Here is an 18,936-nt window from a genome sequence, read left to right as displayed (position 1 = left end):
ATCTGCCTTCGTTATCCGCTGGATGGCACACCGGTATCCTTTGCATACTGTTGCCATCGTCAACGGGAGGTGTGAGATGGACAGTTCATTGCGCCGTGGCTCGCTGGAAATGGTCGCTGCCATGCTGATTTCCGGGACCATCGGCTGGTTCGTGCTGGTGTCCGGCCAGCCCGTGCTGGAGGTGGTGTTCTGGCGCTGCGTGTTCGGCGCCGTGACCTTGCTGGTGATCTGCGCCGTTTTTGGCTTTCTGCGGCCGGGAGTGATCAGCCGTACGGCGTTCTTGTTGGCGATGGCCAGCGGTGTGGCGATTGTCGGTAACTGGTTACTGTTGTTTGCCTCGTACTCACGGGCGTCGATTGCCATTGGCACGGCGGTGTACAACGTGCAGCCGTTTCTGCTGGTGGGGCTGGCGGCGCTGTTCCTGGGCGAGAAGATTACCTTGGCCAAGGTGACCTGGCTGAGCGTCGCCTTCCTCGGCATGTTGGCCATCGTCAGTGCCCATGGCGCGGGGCAGGGTGGCGGTGAGGATTATCTGCTGGGGATTGCCCTGGCGCTGGGGGCGGCGTTCTTGTACGCAATCGCTGCACTGATCATCAAGCGCCTGAGTGGCACGCCGCCTCACCTGATTGCATTGATCCAGGTAACCACCGGTGTGCTGATGCTGGCACCCTGGGTCAGGCCTGGCGGGTTGCCCGGAGAAGTGCCGGCGTTGGCCAGCCTGCTGGCACTGGGCATGGTGCACACCGGCCTGATGTATGTGCTGCTTTACAGTGCCATCCAGCGTCTGCCCACGGCGTTGACCGGGGCGCTGTCGTTCATCTACCCGATTGCGGCGATTCTGGTGGACTGGGTGGCGTTCGGGCATCGGCTGGCGCCGCTGCAGTGGCTGGGCGTGGGTTTGATCCTGGTGGCGGCGGCGGGGATGCAGCAGGGCTGGTGGTTCCGTTCTGCACAAGTGGCGGTCAAGGGGTAGAATGGCGGCCTTTTCATTTGTTTGCGACCCACCATGACTTCGCCGATCCACACCCTTGAGCAACACCTGCTCGCCGCGTTCGACCCTGCCCCGCAGGAAACCCGCCGATTGTTTCACGGCCGTGGCCGCTGCTGGGTGGGCCTGGAGCAAGTGACGGTCGACTGGTTGCAGGGTGTGCTGTCGGTGGCCTTGTTCCGCGAGCCACCCGAAGGCCAGCTGGCTGAACTGGAGGCCATGTTGCGTGCCTTTGCCGAACGCCCGCAGTGGTCTGGCCAGGCGATCCTCATTCAGCACCGCTACCTGCCCGACAGCCCGGGCCAGTGGCTGCTGGGCGAGCCGTGCCAGCAGCGTGAAGTGGTCGAGGATGGCCTGAGCTACCTGCTGGACCTGGGCGTGCGGCAGAACAATGGCCTGTTCCTCGACATGCGCTACGGCCGGCGCTGGGTACGCGAGCAGGCAGCGGGCAAGCGAGTGTTGAACCTGTTCGCCTACACCTGCGGTTTTTCGGTAGCGGCGATTGCCGGTGGCGCCGAGCAGGTGGTGAACCTGGACATGGCCAAGTCGGCGTTGTCCCGTGGCCGTGATAACCACCGCCTGAATGGCCACGATCCATCGCGGGTGGCCTACCTGGGGCATGAGCTGTTCAAATCGTGGGGCAAGGTGCGCAAGTACGGGCCTTATGACCTGATCATCATCGACCCGCCCACCTTCCAGCGCGGCAGCTTTGTGCTGACCCAGGATTACGCGAAGATCCTGCGGCGGTTGCCGGAGTTGCTGAATGCGGGGGGCACAGTGCTGGCGTGTGTGAACGACCCGGGGATCGGGCCGGAGTTTCTGATCGAGGGGATGGCGGAGCAGGCGCCGACGTTGGCGTTTGTCGAGCGGTTGGAGAACCCGCCGGAGTTTCCCGATGTGGACCCGGCGGGGGGCTTGAAGGCTTTGGTGTTCCGCCAGGTTTGATGTTGCTCTTGCCGGCCTCTTCGCGGCTAAAGCTGCTCCCACAGGGATCGCGATGAGGCCGGTAAGGCTTACCCGGGTTATTGACCGCTATAGATCTGGTCGAACACGCCACCGTCATTGAAGTGGGTCTTCTGCACGGTGCGCCAGTCACCAAAGGTTTTCTCCACCGACAGGAAGTCCACTTTCGGGAAGCGGTCGGTGTACTTGGCCAGTACCGTCGCATCACGTGGGCGCAGGTAGTTATTGGCGGCGATCTCCTGGGCTGCTGGCGACCACAGGTACTTCAGGTATTCCTCGGCCACGGCCTGGGTACCCTTCTTGGCCACCACCTTATCCACCACGCTCACAGGGGGCTCGGCCTCGGCCGACACGCTTGGGTAAACCACTTCGAACTGGTCGCGACCGAACTCGCGCGCGATCATTTCGGCTTCGTTCTCAAAGGTGACCAGCACGTCGCCGATCTGGTTGGTCATGAACGTGGTGGTGGCAGCACGGCCACCGGTATCCAGCACCGGCGCTTGCTTGAACAGCTTGCCAACGAAGTCACGGGCCTTGGCCTCGTCACCGCCTTGCTTGAGCACATAGCCCCAGGCGGACAGGTAGGTGTAGCGGCCGTTACCCGAGGTTTTCGGGTTGGGCACGATCACCTGCACACCGTCCTTGAGCAGGTCGGGCCAGTCTTTCAGGGCTTTCGGGTTGCCCTTGCGCACGATGAACACGGTGGCCGAGGTGAACGGCGCGCTGTTGTTCGGCAGGCGGGTTACCCAGTTGTCCGGTACCAGCTTGCCGTTGTCGGCCAGGGCGTTGATGTCGGTGGCCATGTTCATGGTGATGACGTCGGCCGGCAGGCCATCGATCACTGCACGCGCCTGCTTGCTGGAGCCACCGAAGGACATCTGCACGTTGACCTTCTCTTTGTGCTCGGCTTCCCAGTGTTTCTGGAAGGCCGGGTTGTAGTCCTTGTAGAAGTCGCGCATCACGTCGTAGGAAACGTTCAGCAGGGTAGGGGCGGCCTGGGCGAGGTTGCCCAGGGCCAGGCCTGCGGCGAGCAGCGAGGCGGTGAAGAGTTTTTTCACGTTGCTTCCTTGTTATGGTTCAGATGTTTGGCAGTAAGCCCGCGACTATAGCGTTTGGTTCCTGGGGCTTTAAAGACGAAATGGCTCTTTGCTTATTCGGTTTTCGGGAACAGCACATTCCCACACCGGGAACAGAATGCCGCGCCATGCTCATGGGTCTTCTTGCGGCAAGTCGGGCAATCATGCTGCAACTGCTCCCCGCGCATGGCATTGGCCAGCTCGGCGGTAAAGATCCCGGTCGGCACGGCAATAATCGAGTAACCAGTAATCATCACCAGCGACGACAGCACCTGGCCCAGGGGCGTCTTCGGCACGATATCGCCAAACCCCACGGTAGTGAGCGTGACGATGGCCCAGTAGATACCCTTGGGGATGCTGGTAAAGCCATGCTCCGGCCCTTCGATCACATACATCAAGGTGCCGAACACGGTTACCAAGGTCGAGACCGTGACCAGAAACACGATGATCTTCTGCTTGCTGCCGCGCAGTGCCTCCATCAGGTAATGGGCCTGCTTGAGGTACGGGCTGAGCTTGAGCACGCGGAAGATCCGCAGCATCCGGATCACCCGGATGATCAGCAGGTACTGGGCGTCGCTGTAGTACAGCGCGATGATCCCCGGCACGATTGCCAGCAAGTCGACAAGACCATAGAAACTGAAGGCATAGCGCAGGGGCTTGGGTGAGCAGTACAGGCGGGTGAGGTACTCGGCCAGGAAGATCGCGGTAAAGCCCCATTCGATGGCAGCGAGCAGGCCGGCGTAGCCTTGGTGTATTTCGTCGATGCTGTCGAGGATCACCGTGACCAGGCTGGCGAGGATGATCAGCAGGAGGATCTTGTCGAAGCGGCGGCCGGCTACGGTGTCGGTCTGGAAGACGATAACGAAGAGCCGTTCACGCAGGCTCGCAGGGTTGTTCATTGGCTCGGTCCACAAAAGCGATGAGCTGAGCCTAGGGGTTGCGTTTCAGCTGTGCAAGCGGCTGGCATTGCGCTGTCTGGGCTGGGCCAGATGGTTGCCCGCATGCATCAGCCAGCAGGCGGCGACAAAGGGCGCGGTCAGACCTGCCACAGGCAGCAGCGTGAACACCGGTTGCAGCAGCAGGGCCAAGGCAATTGCCAGCAATGTCACCCACGGCTTTTCACCCTGTCTGCTAAAGGCCAATGCCGCCAACGCGGCGTTGAAGCCATACAGGCCCAGCCACGCAGCCTGCGCGTGGTCCGCCAGCAGTGCCACCCCGCCGCCGATGGCCGAGCCGATCACGGCCCACATCGCGGCATAAGGGTTGGCGATGAACATGCCGACCATGATCAGCAATCCGGCCAAAGGTTGGTCGAGCAGGAAAATCTGGCCCACACCTCGCGCCAGGGCATACAGCGGATCGGCCTCGACGAAGCCGCTGGGCGAAGGGCTGGCGAACAGCAGCGTGCCCCAGCCCAGCAACACGAACGGAGCCGTGTAGGCGATCAGCAGCTTGCCGCCGCGTTTGCGCCACTGGTGGGTGATGATGCTGGACAGGCCGCCTGCCGCAATGATCAGCGGTGGCAGCATGACCGACCACGGCAGCACGGCGCTGATCAGCAGGCCGATGAGCACACCGTTGTAGCAGTACAGCCCCGCCTGGCGGTCGGCGCGGTCGTAACCACGGGCTTGGGCGGTGAGCAGGCCAGCCAGGGCGCCGAGCAGGGCACCACCGACCAGGTCGGGAGCGGTCAGCAGGATGGCCAGCAGGCAGCACAGGCCGCACAGGGGGTTGCGCAGCAGCAGCACCTGGCTGAAACCGTTGAGTAACGCCGTGGCCCAGTCGGGGCACGGGTTGACGAAATTTTTGGTGTACATGGGGCAGTCAGTGAGGTTGAAGGGAAGCGGTGGGCCTCTTTGGGCCTCGGGTTTTCCGCTGTTCTGTAAAGCACCACCGACCCTGTTGGAGCGGGCGTGCCCGCGAATGCGTCAGTACAGGCAACATTGTTGCCCCTGCTGGCCTCTTCGCGGGCACGCCCGCTCCCACAGGAGATGTGCAGTGGCTTAGATCAAGGTCTCGATCCGCAGCGTGTTAGTCGAGCCCGGCTTGCCAAAAGGCACACCGGCCGTGATCAACAACGTGTCGCCACGGCTGGCCATGCCTTGCGCCTGGGCAATCTCCAGCGCAGTCGACACAACCTCGTCCACCTGGCGCAGGCGGTCGTTGACCACCGAATGCACGCCCCACGCCACGCTCAGGCGGCGAGCGGTGTTCAGGTTCGGTGTCAGGTTGAGGATCGGTGCCCGTGGCCGCTCGCGTGCAGCACGCAGGGTGGAGGCGCCCGACTCGCTGTAGTTGACCAGCACTGCAACCGGCAGGATGCCGCTGATACGGCGGATGGCGCAGCTGATGGCGTCCGATACGGTGGCTTCGGCTTTTGGCCGGCCAACGTCGAGCTGGGCCTGGTAGTCCGGGCCGTTTTCCACTTGGCGGATGATCTTGCTCATCATCTGCACGGCTTCCAGCGGGTAGTCACCCGAGGCGGTCTCGGCCGACAGCATCACCGCATCGGCACCTTCGGCCACGGCATTGGCCACGTCGGTGACTTCGGCGCGGGTCGGGGCCGGCGAGAAGCGCATGGATTCGAGCATCTGCGTGGCCACCACCACTGGTTTGCCCAGCTGGCGGCAGGTGCCGATGATGCGTTTCTGGATCTGCGGCACGCTTTCGGCGGGCACTTCCACACCCAGGTCACCACGGGCCACCATGATGGCGTCTGCCAGTTCGGCGATGGCTTGCAGCTGTTCGACGGCCGATGGTTTTTCGATCTTGGCCATCAGGTAGGCGCGGTCGCCAATCAGCTGGCGGGCTTCGACGATGTCTTCCGGGCGCTGCACGAACGACAGGGCCACCCAGTCCACGCCCAGTTCCAGGCCAAAGGCCAGGTCGCGGCGGTCTTTTTCGGTGAGCGGGGAGAGGTCGAGTACCGCTTGCGGCACGTTCACGCCCTTGCGGTCGGACAGCTCACCGCCGTTCAGCACGGTCGTGTCGATGGCGTCGGCGTGCTTGGCGGTCACCCGCAGGCGCAGGCGGCCGTCGTCCACCAGCAGGTCCATGCCCGGCTCCAGCGCGGCGATGATTTCCGGATGGGGCAGGTTGACCCGCTCGCTGTTGCCTGGCGTCGTGTCCAGGTCCAGGCGCAATGACTGACCACGCTGCAGTTGCACCTTGCCTTCGGCCAGGCGGCCAACACGCAGCTTGGGCCCTTGCAGGTCCATGAGGATGCCCAGCGGGTAGTTGAGCTGCTGCTCGACTTCGCGGATCCACTGGTAGCGCAAGGCGTGATCAGCGTGTTCGCCGTGGCTGAAGTTGAGGCGGAAGATGTTCACACCGGCCTCGACCAGCTGGCGGATGTCGTCTTTGCCTTTGATCGCAGGGCCGAGGGTGGCGAGGATCTTTACTTTTTTATCAGGCGTCATGATTGGGCAGTCTCAAGGATCAGGATGGCGCGGAAATCGTTGACGTTGGTACGGGTTGGTTCGGTGACGATCAGCGCATCCAGGGCGGCGAAATAGCCGTAGCCGTTGTTGTTGTCCAGTTCATCGCTGGCCGACAGGCCCAGGGCCTCGGCGCGGGCGTAACTGCCTGGGGTCATGAAGGCACCGGCGTTTTCTTCCGAGCCATCGATGCCGTCGGTATCACCGGCCAGGGCGTACACACCCGGCAGGCCTTTCAGGCTTTCGGTAAGGCTGAGCAGGAACTCGGCGTTGCGCCCGCCACGGCCATTGCCGCGCACGGTCACGGTGGTTTCACCGCCGGACAGGATCACGCAGGGCGCCTTGAGCGGCTGGCCGTGCAGGACGATTTGCCGGGCGATGCCGGCATGGACCTTGGCCACTTCGCGCGACTCGCCTTCCAGGTCGCCGAGAATCAGCGGGCTGAACCCGGCCTGGCGGGCTTTGACCGCGGCGGCTTCAAGCGACTGCTGGGGCTTGGCGATCAACTGGAAGTGGCTGCGGGCCAAGGCCGGGTCGTCGGCTTTGACGGTTTCCGAGGCTGGGTTGTTCAGCCAGTCGATGACCGCTTGCGGCGCTTCGATGTTGTAGCGCTTGAGGATGGCCAGGGCATCGGCCGAGGTGCTCGGGTCGGCCACGGTGGGGCCGGAGGCGATGACGGTTGCCAGGTCGCCCGGTACATCGGAAATCGCATAGGTGTAAACGGTGGCAGGCCAGCAGGCCTTGGCCAGGCGGCCGCCTTTGATCGCCGAGAGGTGCTTGCGCACGCAATTCATCTCGCCGATGGTGGCGCCGGATTTGAGCAGTGCCTTGTTGATCTGCTGCTTGTCGGCCAGGGTCAGGCCCTCGGCCGGCAGCGCCAGCAGGGCGGAGCCCCCGCCAGACAGCAGGAAGATGACGCGGTCGTCTTCGTTGAGGTTGCTGACCAGGTCCAGCACGCGCTTGGCCACGGCCAGGCCGGCGGCGTCGGGGACCGGGTGTGCGGCTTCGACCACTTCGATTTTTTGGCAATTGGCGCCGTGGCCGTAGCGGGTAACGACCAGGCCAGAGACTTCGCCCTGCCAGCTTTTCTCGACCACTTCGGCCATGGCGGCTGCGGCCTTGCCGGCGCCGATGACAATCACCCGGCCGCTACGGTCGGCGGGCAGGTAGGGTTCGAGGACTTGACGGGGGTGGGCGGCAGCGATGGCTGTGTCGAACAGCTCGCGGAGAATTTTTTGCGGATCGACCGACATGGCAGGCTCCCAGATTATTGTTGTTCTGCAGAATCAAAAACGCCCCTGGAACTGCCTCCGTGCAGGCCGAACCAGGGGCGGGTGTTGCTCGGTGTCACTGGCTGACCCGTGGTCGCAGGTCAGTCAGCGTGTGCTTCAATCGCGCGCTTTGCTCGCTCCTACGGGCCTTACGCTGATCCTGTAGGAGCGAGCGCAGCTCGCGATGAGGCCGGTAGGTTTTATTGGTCGTCGCGGATCGAGAAGTTGGCCATGTGCTCCAGGCCTTTGATCAGCGCCGAGTGGTCCCAGTTGCCGCCGCCCAGCGCCTGGCAGGTGTTGAACACTTGCTGGGCATTGGAGGTGTTGGGCAGGTTGATGCCCAGCTCCTTGGCACCTTGCAGGGCCAGGTTCAGGTCTTTCTGGTGCAGGTTGATGCGGAAGCCCGGGTCGAAGGTGCCTTTGATCATGCGCTCGGCATGCACTTCAAGAATTTTCGATGAAGCGAAGCCGCCCATCAGGGCTTCACGCACCTTGGCCGGGTCGGCGCCGTTCTTGGCAGCGAACAGCAGGGCTTCGGCAACAGCCTGGATGTTCAGGGCAACGATGATCTGGTTGGCCACCTTGGCAGTCTGGCCGTCGCCGTTGCCACCTACGCGGGTGATGTTCTTGCCCATGGCTTCGAACAGCGGCAGAGCACGCTCGAAGGCTTTCGGGCAGCCACCGACCATGATGCTCAGGGTCGCGGCTTTGGCACCGACTTCACCGCCGGATACCGGAGCGTCCAGGTAGGCGGCGCCGGTAGCCTTGATTTTTTCGGCGAAGGCTTTGGTGGCGGTAGGGGAGATCGAGCTCATGTCGATCACCACCTTGTTCGGGCCCACACCTTCGGCCACGCCGTTTTCACCGAACAGGACGCTTTCGACCTGCGGGGTGTCCGGGACCATGACGATGATGAATTCGGCTTCCTGTGCCACTTCCTTCGGATTGGCCAGGGCCACTGCACCGGCGGCGATCAGCTCGGCTGGCGCGGCGTCGTGATGGGTGGAAACGAACAGGCTGTGACCTGCTTTCTGCAGGTTCTGGGCCATGGGCTTGCCCATGATGCCGGTGCCGATGAAACCGATTTTAGCCATGACAATGTGCCTCTTTGTATTTGTTCACATCAGGCGCTGCGCGCCCGGCTCGTTCAGATTGCGTTGTGCGTTTTCAGCCAGCCCAGGCCTGCTTCGGTGGTGGTCTTGGGCTTGTATTCCGCGCCCACCCAGCCCTGGTAGCCAATGCGGTCCAGGTGCTCGAACAGGAAGCGATAGTTGATCTCGCCGGTACCTGGCTCGTGACGGCCGGGGTTGTCGGCCAACTGGACGTGGTTGATCAGTGGCAGGTTGGCTTCCAGGGTGCGCGCCAGGTCACCTTCCATGATCTGCATGTGATAGATGTCGTACTGCAGAAACAGGTTATCGCTGCCCACCTCGGCCTGGATTTCCAGCGCCTGTTGAGTGGTGTTCAGGTAGAAACCCGGGATATCGCGGGTGTTGATCATTTCCATGACCAGGCGAATGCCGGCGGCTTTGAGCTTGTCGGCGGCGTAGCGCAGGTTTTCCACGAAGGTCTTGCGCACGGTGGCGCAGTCCGGGCCTTGCGGGCGGATGCCGGCCAGGGCGTTGACCTGGGTATTGCCCAGCACCTTGGCGTACTCGATGGCCTTGTCGACACCGGCACGGAATTCTTCAATGCGATCAGGGTGGCAGGTGATGCCACGCTCACCTTTGGCCCAGTCACCAGCAGGCAGGTTGAACAGCACCTGGGTCAGGCCGTTGGCCTCCAGCTGCTGCTTGATTTCGGCAGCACTGAAGTCGTACGGGAACAGGTATTCGACACCGCTGAAACCAGCGTCGGCGGCAGCCTTGAAGCGGGCCAGGAAGTCCTGTTCGGTGAACAGCATGGACAGGTTGGCAGCGAAGCGAGGCATGGGTTGTCTCCTTGCGTTGAAGGCCCCCAGGTAAGCCTGGGGGCGTCAGGCGATCAGTCCAGCAGCGAGATGGCGGTTGGCGCGTCGTTGCCGACGAGGGCCAGGTCTTCGAACTCGTTGACCGCGTTGATCTCGGTGCCCATGGAAATGTTGGTTACACGCTCGAGAATCACTTCGACCACTACCGGCACGCGGAACTCTTCGGCCATTTTCTGTGCCTTGATCAGGGCCGGGGCGATTTCTGCCGGCTCGAACACACGAATGGCCTTGCAGCCCAGGCCTTCGACCACGGCGACGTGGTCGACACCGTAGGTGGCAGCGTCGGTGGAGTTGATGTTCTCGAACGCCAGTTGTACACAGTAATCCATGTCGAAGCCACGCTGCGCCTGACGGATCAGGCCCAGGTAGGCGTTGTTCACCAGCACGTGCACGTACGGCAGGTTGAACTGCGCTCCCACTGCCAGCTCTTCGATCATGAACTGGAAGTCGTAGTCACCCGACAGCGCGACAACCTTGCGCTTGGGGTCGGCTTTGACCACGCCCAGCGCGGCAGGGATGGTCCAGCCCAGCGGACCGGCCTGGCCGCAGTTGATCCAGTGGCGTGGCTTGTACACATGCAGGAACTGCGCGCCGGCAATCTGCGACAGGCCGATGGTGCTGACGTAGCAGGTGTCCTTGCCGAACACCTGGTTCATTTCTTCATATACGCGCTGCGGCTTGACCGGCACGTTGTCGAAGTGAGTCTTGCGCTGCAGGCTGGCTTTGCGCTGCTGGCAGTCTTCCAGCCAGGCCTTGCGGCACTTCAGCTTGCCGGCGGCTTTCCACTCGCGGGCCACTTCCAGGAACACGTCCAGCGCTTTGCCAGCGTCGGAAACGATACCCAGGTCCGGGGTGAACACGCGGCCGATCTGGGTGGGTTCGATGTCGACGTGCACGAACTTGCGGCCTTCGGTGTAAACGTCGACCGAACCGGTGTGGCGGTTGGCCCAGCGGTTACCGATACCGAACACCAGGTCGGATTTGAGCAGGGTGGCGTTGCCGTAGCGGTGCGAAGTCTGCAGGCCGACCATGCCGACCATTTGTGCGTGGTCGTCCGGGATGGTGCCCCAGCCCATCAGGGTCGGGATGACCGGCACGCCGGTCAGCTCGGCGAATTCGACCAGCTTGTCGCTGGCGTCGGCGTTGATGATGCCGCCACCGGCCACCAGCAGTGGGCGCTCGGCGTCATTGAGCAGGGCCAGGGCTTTTTCGGCCTGCACGCGGGTGGCGGACGGCTTGTTGATGGCCAGCGGCTCGTAGGCGTCGATGTCGAATTCGATTTCGGCCATCTGCACGTCGAACGGCAGGTCGATCAGTACCGGGCCTGGGCGGCCGGTGCGCATTTCATAGAAGGCCTTCTGGAAGGCATAAGGCACCTGGCCTGGTTCCAGAACGGTGGTCGCCCACTTGGTCACCGGCTTGACGATGTTGGTGATGTCTACCGCCTGGAAGTCTTCCTTGTGCAGGCGGGCACGCGGGGCCTGGCCGGTGATGCAGAGAATCGGGATGGAGTCGGCCGAGGCACTGTACAGGCCGGTGACCATGTCGGTGCCGGCCGGGCCGGAAGTGCCGATGCACACGCCGATGTTGCCCGGGTTGGCACGGGTGTAGCCCTCGGCCATGTGCGAGGCACCTTCGACGTGACGAGCGAGGACGTGATCGATGCCACCGACTTTCTTCAGGGCCGAGTACAACGGGTTGATGGCAGCCCCCGGGATGCCGAACGCGGTATCTACACCTTCACGGCGCATGACCAGAACGGCTGCATCGATTGCTCTCATTTTGCTCATGGTTTGTGCCTCATCGATTTTGTAATTGTATACAACTTGCGTTGCGACAGAGTGTATTCACGGCTGGCGCCTCAGGTCAATGGGTTTTCATCGGCTAAGCTGGCTTTCGCCAGAGCGCCCGTGAAAACGGCGATTTGCGTCATCGCATACGATCGTTTCAAAATATTGTATACAAAAATACATCTCGTTGTGTTCTATTTGTTCTATCGGTTTTCAACTGCCCTCAGGGCTTCTCACAACAAGAAGAGGACCTCTCCATGAACGCTTTGAACCTGAACGTTGCTGTCAGCCTGGTGAATGCCGCACTGGCGGCGGGCCGCAAGATCAACGCCGCGCCACTGACCGTGGCGGTACTGGATGCCGGCGGGCACTTGCTGGCGCTGCAGCGCGAGGATGGCGCCAGCCTGATCCGGCCTGAGGTGGCCACGGGCAAGGCCTGGGGTGCGATTGCGCTGGGCAAGGGGTCGCGTTTGCTGGCGCTGGATGCGCAGCAGCGCCCGGCGTTTTTTGCCGCGTTGAACGGGATGGGGGAGCGGCCGGTGGTACCGGCACCGGGTGGTGTGCTGATTCGTGATCAGGCTGGCAAGGTGCTGGGTGCTGTCGGGATCAGCGGGGATACGTCGGATATCGACGAGCAGTGCGCGATCAGTGCGATCGAGGAGGTGGGGTTGAAGGCGGATGCAGGGGTAGCAGCCTAAATCTCTATCGCCTGTTCTGGCCTGATCGCCGGCAAGGCAGCTCCCACAGGTACGGCACAGTGTTCAAGAACTGTGGTGTACCTGTGGGAGCTGCCTTGCCGGCGATTGGGCTGCAAAGCACCCACTGGCCCTGTCAGGCTGCCTCAGGCTCACAGCCTTTCAACACCATGCGAATGATGGTCTCGGCCGCCGCGTCATAGTCGCTGTCGGCCAGCTTGGCCTTGCCGGTCACCGCAGAAATCTGCCAGTCGAAATCCGCATAGGTCTGTGTCGCCGCCCAGATGCTGAACATCAGGTGGTGCGCATCCACATGGGCGATCTGCCCGCGGTCGATCCAGCGCTGGATGCACTCGATGTTGTGCCGGGCCTGCTCGTTCAATTGCTCCACCTGGTTCGGCGACAGGTGCGGGGCGCCGTGCATGATCTCGCTGGCGAACACCTTGGAGGCGTGCGGCAGGTCACGCGAAATGCGGATCTTCGATCGAATGTATGAACTCAGCACTTCCTTCGGGTCGCCGTCGGCATTGAACGGCGTCGACGCCTGCATGATTGGCGCGATGATGCTTTCCAGGACCTCGCGGTAGAGGTTGTCCTTGGATTTGAAGTAGTAATACACGTTCGGCTTGGGCAGGCCGGCCTTGGCCGCGATATCGCTGGTCTTGGTGGCGGCGAAGCCCTTGTCGGCGAATTCCTCGCTGGCCGCGCGCAGGATCAGTTCCTTGTTGCGCTCGCGAATGGTGCTCATGGTCAGGGATCTTCCTCGTGTCTGGCCACCTCTAAGAGGGATCGGGCATGGTAGCACCGGGCTCGACGGGGGCTCAAGGCAGCGGCTTTGGGCTAGAATCGATGGCACATACACATCTGGATACACGCAAACATGGCAGGAAGCAGTCTACTGGTACTGATCGACGATATTGCCACGGTGCTCGATGACGTCTCGGTGATGACCAAAGTGGCAGCGAAAAAAACCGCAGGCGTGCTGGGCGACGACCTGGCGCTGAATGCCCAGCAGGTCACCGGTGTGCGCGCCGAACGCGAAATCCCGGTGGTGTGGGCGGTGGCCAAAGGGTCGATGGTGAACAAGGCCATCCTGGTGCCGGCGGCGCTGTTGATCAGCGCGTTCATCCCTTGGGCGGTGACGCCGCTGCTGATGGTGGGTGGTGCTTACCTGTGCTTCGAGGGTTTCGAGAAGCTGGCACACAAGTTCTTGCACAGCAAAGAGGAGGATGAGGCTGAGCACGAAGCCCGTAAGGAGGCGGTGGCCGATGCCAATGTCGACCTGGTGGCGTTCGAGAAAACCAAGATCAAGGGCGCGGTGCGCACCGACTTCATTCTCTCGGCGGAGATCATCGCCATCACCCTGGGCACCGTGGCCGATGCGCCGCTGACCCAGCAGATCATCGTGCTGTCGGGCATTGCCATTGTCATGACCATCGGCGTTTACGGGCTGGTAGGCGGTATCGTCAAGCTGGATGACCTGGGGCTGTGGATGACCCGGAAGACCTCGCGGCTTGTGCAGGTGGTGGGTAACGGCATTCTGCGGGCGGCGCCGTACATGATGAAGAGCCTGTCGGTGATTGGCACGGCGGCGATGTTTCTGGTGGGCGGTGGCATTCTGGTGCATGGCATCGCGCCCCTGCATCACGCCATCGAGGCGTTCAGCGAGGGGCGCGGTGGGTCGCTGACCGGGGCGCTGCTCAACGGTGTGGCCGGGGTGGTGGCCGGTGCCGTGGTGCTGGCGGTGGTAGCGGTTGTCGGCAAATTGTGGCGGGCGGTTCGGCCTGCCACATAACATTGCATTGGGCCGCAGAGCGGCCCCTGACTCAAATCAGAAGTGAACCTTGACCAGGAAACTCATGGTGTTCTGGTCAGTGGTGAACGCATCGCTGTCCTTGATGCCGTACTTGTTCTTCCAGTAGTCGTACTCCACACCCACGTACAACTGCTTCTCACCCAGGTGCAATGCCTTGCCCAGGTCGTACTTGATCTGCGGGTTGAAGTGCAGGTTGGCCTGGTAGGTGCCGCGACGGTTCTCGTCGTTGTCCACCACCCAGTCCATGAAGCCGTCGATCAGCACGTCGGAATCGCCGACCGGGATGGTGTACGACCACACCGGGGTGATCTGCCACACATTGTCGCCGGCGCGGCTGCCGTCGGTGGTGCGGTTGTAGAAGTTCAGCTGGAAGTAGTCGAAGCCCGGGATGGCCAGGTCGAAGCCCGGGCCGATCAGGTACGACTCGGTGTCACCCTCGCCAAACTCGTAGGTCATGGCCAGCAGCACGTCCTTGACCGGGCCGAACTCCAGCTTCTGGTCAAAAATCTTGTTGAACGACAGGCGTGGGCTGATCTCACCGTAATAGGTATTCGGGCCGTTGCCGGCGTCCTTCTGGCCCTGGTAGAAAATCTTGTCAACGAAGATGAAGTTGTCGCCGTACTTCCAACCATCGGCATGCTCGAAGGTGACGGTTTGCTGGATCGCCGGGTTGACCTTGAAGTTCTTGCCCCACAGGTAGGTCAGGCTGTTGTTCTGCCATTGCAGCAGGTCGCCGCCGAAGGTGGTGCCACAGGCCAGCAGGCCGCCGGCGAGGATCAGGCTGTTGATGGTACGCATTGAAAGTGTCGCTCCCTTGATTGATCTGTTGTCAGCGCTCGTTATTGGCGCTTTTTGTCTTTTGAGTCAGCTTTTTTCGATAGGCCACAGCTGTTTGGCAAGGGTTGGGCCAACTTTCCTGGGTTGGCAAAACCTTCCTGCTCGACTTCGTTCTGAACGGATGAAAAGGGTCTTTCAGGCTGGCAACACGTTGGCCAACCGCCCGTATTCATTGACTGAGCGGTCAGTAAACGCAGGCAGAATCCGTTCTGCCCTGATCGAGGGGGCGCGCAGATTACTGGCTTGCGCGCCGCGTCTCAAGTGCTCCGTCCTGGAGCGGGGTGGTACAAACTTGTGCGTTTGGTCAGTTTTCTAGAAGTGCACTTTGATCAGCGCACTGGCGACACTCTGGTTGCTGTCCAGGTTGCCGCGGCTGTCGATGCCGTACTTGTCCTTCCAGTAGCTGTACTCAAAGCCCACGTACAGCTGCTTGGCGCCCAGGTTCAGCGCTTTGCCCAGGTCGTACTTCACCTGCGGGTTGAAGTGCAGGTTGGCGTGGTAGGTGCCACGGCGGGTCTTGTCGTTGTCGGTGACCCAGTCCATGTAGCCGTCGATCAGAATGTCGGACCTGCCCACGGGGAGGGTGTACGACCAGCCGGGGGTGATCTGCCAGACGTTGTCACCCGGGCGGCTGCCCTCGGTGTTGCGCACGTAGAAATTCAGGGTGAAATAGTTGAAGCCGGGGATGTTCAGGTCGAAACCAGGGCCGATCAGGTAGGCCTCGTTGTCGCCTTCGCCGCGCTCGTAGGTCATGGCCAGCAGAACGTCCTTGATCGGGCCGAAAGCCAGCTTCTTGTCAAAGATCTTGCCGAATGACAGGCGTGGGCTGAACTCGCCGTAGTAGGTGGTCACGCCTTTACTGGCGTCGGCTTTGCCGTTGTAGAAGATTTTGTCGACGAACATGAAGGTGTCGCCGTACTTCCATTTGTTGGCGTGCTCGAAGGTGATGGTCTGCTGGATATCAGGGTTGACCTTGAAGTCCTTGCCGTACAGGTAGGTCAGGCTTTCGCCATGCCATTGCAGCCATTCGCCTGCATGCGAGGGGACGGTGGCCAGCAGGCTGCTGCCCAGCAGCAGGGACGTGGTGATGCGCTTCATGTTGTGATTCCCGGACTTATTGTTTTTGTTGGCGGTTTTTTTGGCGCGCAGGCGCCCCGGGCGGCCCATTCCGGCGGGCCGACGGTGTTGCGTTTACTGCTTATATGAATGCGGGGCGGCCATGCGCCGCCCCGTCTGGCTCAATGCTGGTGACAAGCGTCGTTGTGCACCGCGCGTTCGGCGCCACCGAGGATGTTGAACAGTACGTTCAACACCAGGGCACTGACCGTGGCCATGGCGATACCACTGTGGGTGATGGGTTCCATCCACTGTGGCATCTGGGCGAAGAACTCCGGACGCACCACGGGGATCAGCCCGAAGCCGACGCTCACCGCCACCAGCAGCTGGTTGCGGCGGTCGCCGATGTCCGCTTCCTGAAGAATCTTGATCCCGGTGGCGGTCACCATGCCGAACATGGCAATGGAGGCGCCGCCCAGCACCGCAGGCGGGATCGAGGCAATCAGGAAGGCCGCCTTCGGCAGCAGGCTGAGCACAATCAGCAGTGCACCGGCCACGATGGTGACAAAGCGGCAGCGCACCCCGGTCATTTGCACCAGGCCGATGTTCTGGGCGAACGATGAGTGGGTGAAGGTGTTGAAGAAGCCGGCGATGAACGATGCACCGGCATCGCACAGCAGGCCGCGCCGCAGCATCCCTGGGGTGACTTCGCGATCGGTCACCTTGCCCAGGGCCAGGAACATGCCCGTGGACTCGACGAAGATGATCACCACCACCAGGCACATGGACAGGATCGGCGCCAGGCTGAAGGTCGGCATGCCGAAGTGCAGTGGGGTGACCACCTGCAACCACGGTGCGTCTTTCAGGCCCGACAAGTCGACCATGCCGATGGAACCGGCCAGGATGTAGCCAAGGCCCATGCCCACCAGTACCGACACGTTGACCCAGAACCCACGCATGAAGCGGTTGATCAGCAGGATGACCGCCAGCACCAGGCCAGCTACCAGCAGGTAGATCGGCGAGCCGAAGGTTTCTGCTTCATGGCCGCCACCGGCCCAGTTGACCGCCACCGGGAACAGCGACAGGCCAATCGAGGTTATCACCGTACCGGTGACCAGCGGCGGGAAGAAGCGCACGACCTTGGACATGAACGGCGCGATCAGCATGCCGAAGAACCCGGCAGCGATGGTCGCGCCGAAGATCCCCTGCAGGCCCACGCCGGGCATGCCGGCCATGGCCACCATGCTGCCGACGGCAGCGAAGCTGGCCCCCATCATCACCGGCATGCGGATGCCCACCGGGCCGATACCGAACGACTGGATGATGGTGGCGACGCCAGCGACCAGCAGGTCGGCGTTGATCAGGAAAGCGACTTCTTCACGGGACAACCCGGCGGCCTGGCCGATGATCAGCGGCACGGCGATGGCGCCACCGTACATCAGCAGAACGTGTTGCAGGCCAACCAGGATCAGTTGGAACAGGGGCAAGGGCTCGCGCGGCGGCGCAATGGGGATGTACGCCTTGCGTGACTCGGACATGCAGCACCTCGAGTTTTGTTTTTATTCTCGGATCCAAGCGGCAGGCTCCAGGCGGCAAGCTTCACGTAGAAGCTTGTTGATCCGCGTTGGAGCCTGACGCTCGATGCTTGCTTGTTACCTACGACTTACAGCTTGAGGCTTGAAGCTTGCGGCTTCGATCAGTTGACCGGGGCACCTTTGGCGATCCAGTCACCGACGAGCTTGCGCTCTTCGGTGGTCATCTGGGTGATGTTGCCCAGCGGCATGATCTGGCTGGCGACCGCTTGCGCCTGGATGCGCGCGGCCTGTGCCTGGATCTGCTGCGGGGTGTCGAACATCACACCGGCAGGGGCGGCGCTGAACAGTGGGCTGGTCGGCTTGGACGAGTGGCACACGGTGCAGCGTTCCTGGATGACGTTGTGGATCTTGTCGAAGCTGTCGCCGCCAGCCTGGGCAGTCGCCTGGGCAGGTGCTTCAGCCGGTGCTTCGGCAGGCTTGGCCGCTTCCTCGGCACGCAGTTCGGCGGCGGTCTTGCCGCCTACGGCAGTAGCCGGCAATGGCTGGTACTCGACTTTCGCTGCGGCTTGCTCAGGCGAAACAGCCATCGGCTTAGGGCCGGTGACGTAGGCCAGGCAGATCATTGCCAGGGCGCCGACCGGCAGGGTCCAGGCGTACTTGTTGCTGTCGTGGCGGGTGTTGAAGTAGTGGCGGATCAGAACCGCGGCTACTGCAATGCCGGCCAGGATCAGCCAGTTGTACTGGCTACCGTAGGTGCTCGGGAAGTGGTTGCTGATCATGATGAACAGCACCGGCAGGGTGAAGTAGTTGTTGTGACGCGAACGCAGCAGGCCCTTGGCCGGCAATACCGGGTCGGGCGTCTGGTTGTTCTCGATCGCCGCCACCAGCTGGCGCTGGGCCGGCATGATGATGCGGAACACGTTACCCACCATGATGGTGCCGATGATCGCGCCGGTGTGCAGGTACGCACCACGGCCGCTGAACACCAGGCTGAAGCCCCAGCACGCGGCGATGATCAGCACGAACAGTACAGCACCGAGCAGCGCTGGCTTCTTGCCCAGGGGCGAGTCGCACAGGAAGTCGTAGATGAACCAGCCGGCGATCAGTGAGCCGATCCCGATGGCCACGCCTTCGGCACCGCTCAGGGTGCTGCCAGGGGCCAGCAGGTACAGGGTCGGGTTCCAGTAGAACACCACGCACAGCAGGGCGATACCGGACATCCAGGTGAAGTAGGCTTCCCATTTGAACCAGTGCAGGTTCTCGGGCATTTTCGGGGGTGCGAGCTTGTATTTCTCCAGGTGGTAGATACCACCGCCGTGAATCGCCCAGAGATCACCCGACAACCCATCGCGCGGGTTGCTTCGGTTCAGGTGGTTCTCCAGCCAGACGAAGTAGAACGATGCACCGATCCAGGCGACACCGGTGATCATGTGAACCCAGCGAATGCTCAGGTTCAGCCATTCGTGAAGGTGTGCTTCCACAGTATGTACCTCTGCCGATCAC

17 protein-coding genes are annotated in these 18,936 nt (G+C 62.2%); 4 read left to right on the top strand and 13 right to left on the bottom strand.

All coding sequences use genetic code 11. The features are described from left to right. Window positions 1–76 precede the first annotated feature (76 nt). Both B9A31_RS10890 and B9A31_RS10885 read left to right on the top strand, forming a co-directional pair. Window positions 77–973, top strand: a complete 897-nt coding sequence (locus B9A31_RS10890) for a DMT family transporter (protein WP_019099532.1) — start codon at window positions 77–79, stop codon at window positions 971–973. Window positions 974–1,006: 33 nt separating this feature from the next. Further along, complete coding sequence (locus B9A31_RS10885) at window positions 1,007–1,933, top strand: class I SAM-dependent methyltransferase (RefSeq protein ID WP_027609447.1); 927 nt, start codon at window positions 1,007–1,009, stop codon at window positions 1,931–1,933. A 77-nt stretch (window positions 1,934–2,010) separates the two neighbouring features. Here the strand turns inward: B9A31_RS10885 and B9A31_RS10880 are convergent, their stop codons facing one another. From B9A31_RS10880 to gcl, 8 genes are all read right to left on the bottom strand, one after another. Next, window positions 2,011–3,009, bottom strand: coding sequence for a sulfate ABC transporter substrate-binding protein (locus B9A31_RS10880; protein ID WP_016711744.1), 999 nt, complete (start codon window positions 3,007–3,009; stop codon window positions 2,011–2,013). Between the two features lie 92 nt (window positions 3,010–3,101). Continuing rightward, window positions 3,102–3,926: an ion transporter gene (locus B9A31_RS10875; RefSeq protein WP_016711743.1), complete on the bottom strand. Its 825-nt coding sequence runs from the start codon at window positions 3,924–3,926 to the stop codon at window positions 3,102–3,104. Window positions 3,927–3,971: 45 nt separating this feature from the next. Then, complete coding sequence (locus B9A31_RS10870; RefSeq protein WP_084296992.1) at window positions 3,972–4,844, bottom strand: urea transporter; 873 nt, start codon at window positions 4,842–4,844, stop codon at window positions 3,972–3,974. Between the two features lie 186 nt (window positions 4,845–5,030). Continuing rightward, window positions 5,031–6,446, bottom strand: coding sequence for a pyruvate kinase (pyk, locus tag B9A31_RS10865; protein WP_016711741.1), 1,416 nt, complete (start codon window positions 6,444–6,446; stop codon window positions 5,031–5,033). Next, entirely contained in the window at window positions 6,443–7,717 is a 1,275-nt protein-coding gene (locus B9A31_RS10860) for a glycerate kinase type-2 family protein (protein WP_025754769.1), read from the bottom strand. Before B9A31_RS10860 ends, pyk begins: the two co-directional genes overlap by 4 nt. Window positions 7,718–7,935: 218 nt before the next feature. Continuing rightward, window positions 7,936–8,829, bottom strand: a complete 894-nt coding sequence (locus tag B9A31_RS10855; protein WP_016711739.1) for a 2-hydroxy-3-oxopropionate reductase — start codon at window positions 8,827–8,829, stop codon at window positions 7,936–7,938. A 53-nt stretch (window positions 8,830–8,882) separates the two neighbouring features. Then, window positions 8,883–9,665 (bottom strand): hydroxypyruvate isomerase, encoded by a 783-nt coding sequence (gene hyi / locus B9A31_RS10850; RefSeq protein WP_016711738.1) that lies wholly within the window; start codon window positions 9,663–9,665, stop codon window positions 8,883–8,885. 53 nt (window positions 9,666–9,718) lie between these two features. Then, window positions 9,719–11,494 (bottom strand): glyoxylate carboligase, encoded by a 1,776-nt coding sequence (gene gcl, locus B9A31_RS10845; protein WP_016711737.1) that lies wholly within the window; start codon window positions 11,492–11,494, stop codon window positions 9,719–9,721. A gap of 257 nt (window positions 11,495–11,751) precedes the next feature. On the opposite strand from gcl, the gene B9A31_RS10840 reads away from it, so the two are divergent. After that, window positions 11,752–12,192: a GlcG/HbpS family heme-binding protein gene (locus B9A31_RS10840; RefSeq protein ID WP_025754770.1), complete on the top strand. Its 441-nt coding sequence runs from the start codon at window positions 11,752–11,754 to the stop codon at window positions 12,190–12,192. Window positions 12,193–12,325: 133 nt separating this feature from the next. Here B9A31_RS10840 and B9A31_RS10835 read toward each other — a convergent pair whose 3' ends face one another. After that, on the bottom strand, window positions 12,326–12,937 hold the full coding sequence (locus tag B9A31_RS10835) for a TetR/AcrR family transcriptional regulator (protein WP_019099536.1): 612 nt from the start codon (window positions 12,935–12,937) through the stop codon (window positions 12,326–12,328). Between the two features lie 132 nt (window positions 12,938–13,069). On the opposite strand from B9A31_RS10835, the gene B9A31_RS10830 reads away from it, so the two are divergent. Next, on the top strand, window positions 13,070–13,984 hold the full coding sequence (locus B9A31_RS10830) for a DUF808 domain-containing protein (protein WP_019099537.1): 915 nt from the start codon (window positions 13,070–13,072) through the stop codon (window positions 13,982–13,984). 36 nt (window positions 13,985–14,020) lie between these two features. Here the strand turns inward: B9A31_RS10830 and B9A31_RS10825 are convergent, their stop codons facing one another. The 4 genes from B9A31_RS10825 to B9A31_RS10810 form a co-directional block, all read right to left on the bottom strand. Continuing rightward, window positions 14,021–14,803 (bottom strand): outer membrane protein OmpK, encoded by a 783-nt coding sequence (locus B9A31_RS10825; RefSeq protein ID WP_016711733.1) that lies wholly within the window; start codon window positions 14,801–14,803, stop codon window positions 14,021–14,023. A gap of 351 nt (window positions 14,804–15,154) precedes the next feature. Then, the gene (locus tag B9A31_RS10820) at window positions 15,155–15,940 is read right to left on the bottom strand and encodes an outer membrane protein OmpK (protein ID WP_084297039.1); all 786 of its coding nucleotides are present in this window, start codon (window positions 15,938–15,940) and stop codon (window positions 15,155–15,157) included. A gap of 140 nt (window positions 15,941–16,080) precedes the next feature. Continuing rightward, window positions 16,081–17,436, bottom strand: coding sequence for a nucleobase:cation symporter-2 family protein (locus tag B9A31_RS10815; protein ID WP_016711731.1), 1,356 nt, complete (start codon window positions 17,434–17,436; stop codon window positions 16,081–16,083). A gap of 158 nt (window positions 17,437–17,594) precedes the next feature. Further along, on the bottom strand, window positions 17,595–18,914 hold the full coding sequence (locus B9A31_RS10810; RefSeq protein WP_019099538.1) for a urate hydroxylase PuuD: 1,320 nt from the start codon (window positions 18,912–18,914) through the stop codon (window positions 17,595–17,597). Window positions 18,915–18,936 lie beyond the last annotated feature (22 nt).

Origin of the sequence: Pseudomonas sp. URIL14HWK12:I5 (assembly GCF_900176445.1) — a bacterium.
In the GTDB taxonomy this organism is placed as follows: Bacteria; Pseudomonadota; Gammaproteobacteria; order Pseudomonadales; family Pseudomonadaceae; genus Aquipseudomonas; species Aquipseudomonas monteilii.
The sequence above is the reverse complement of the archived record's forward strand: the minus strand, read 5'-3'. Positions and strand labels throughout refer to the sequence as shown.

Coding starts and splice junctions, on each gene's coding strand:
- B9A31_RS10890 (WP_019099532.1), top strand. CDS start 77: ATGGACAGTTCATTGCGCCGTGGCTCGCTGGAAATGGTCGCTGCCATG.
- B9A31_RS10885 (WP_027609447.1), top strand. CDS start 1,007: ATGACTTCGCCGATCCACACCCTTGAGCAACACCTGCTCGCCGCGTTC.
- B9A31_RS10875 (WP_016711743.1), bottom strand. CDS start 3,926: ATGAACAACCCTGCGAGCCTGCGTGAACGGCTCTTCGTTATCGTCTTC.
- B9A31_RS10870 (WP_084296992.1), bottom strand. CDS start 4,844: ATGTACACCAAAAATTTCGTCAACCCGTGCCCCGACTGGGCCACGGCG.
- pyk (WP_016711741.1), bottom strand. CDS start 6,446: ATGACGCCTGATAAAAAAGTAAAGATCCTCGCCACCCTCGGCCCTGCG.
- B9A31_RS10860 (WP_025754769.1), bottom strand. CDS start 7,717: ATGTCGGTCGATCCGCAAAAAATTCTCCGCGAGCTGTTCGACACAGCC.
- B9A31_RS10855 (WP_016711739.1), bottom strand. CDS start 8,829: ATGGCTAAAATCGGTTTCATCGGCACCGGCATCATGGGCAAGCCCATG.
- hyi (WP_016711738.1), bottom strand. CDS start 9,665: ATGCCTCGCTTCGCTGCCAACCTGTCCATGCTGTTCACCGAACAGGAC.
- gcl (WP_016711737.1), bottom strand. CDS start 11,494: ATGAGCAAAATGAGAGCAATCGATGCAGCCGTTCTGGTCATGCGCCGT.
- B9A31_RS10840 (WP_025754770.1), top strand. CDS start 11,752: ATGAACGCTTTGAACCTGAACGTTGCTGTCAGCCTGGTGAATGCCGCA.
- B9A31_RS10835 (WP_019099536.1), bottom strand. CDS start 12,937: ATGAGCACCATTCGCGAGCGCAACAAGGAACTGATCCTGCGCGCGGCC.
- B9A31_RS10830 (WP_019099537.1), top strand. CDS start 13,070: ATGGCAGGAAGCAGTCTACTGGTACTGATCGACGATATTGCCACGGTG.
- B9A31_RS10825 (WP_016711733.1), bottom strand. CDS start 14,803: ATGCGTACCATCAACAGCCTGATCCTCGCCGGCGGCCTGCTGGCCTGT.
- B9A31_RS10820 (WP_084297039.1), bottom strand. CDS start 15,940: ATGAAGCGCATCACCACGTCCCTGCTGCTGGGCAGCAGCCTGCTGGCC.
- B9A31_RS10815 (WP_016711731.1), bottom strand. CDS start 17,436: ATGTCCGAGTCACGCAAGGCGTACATCCCCATTGCGCCGCCGCGCGAG.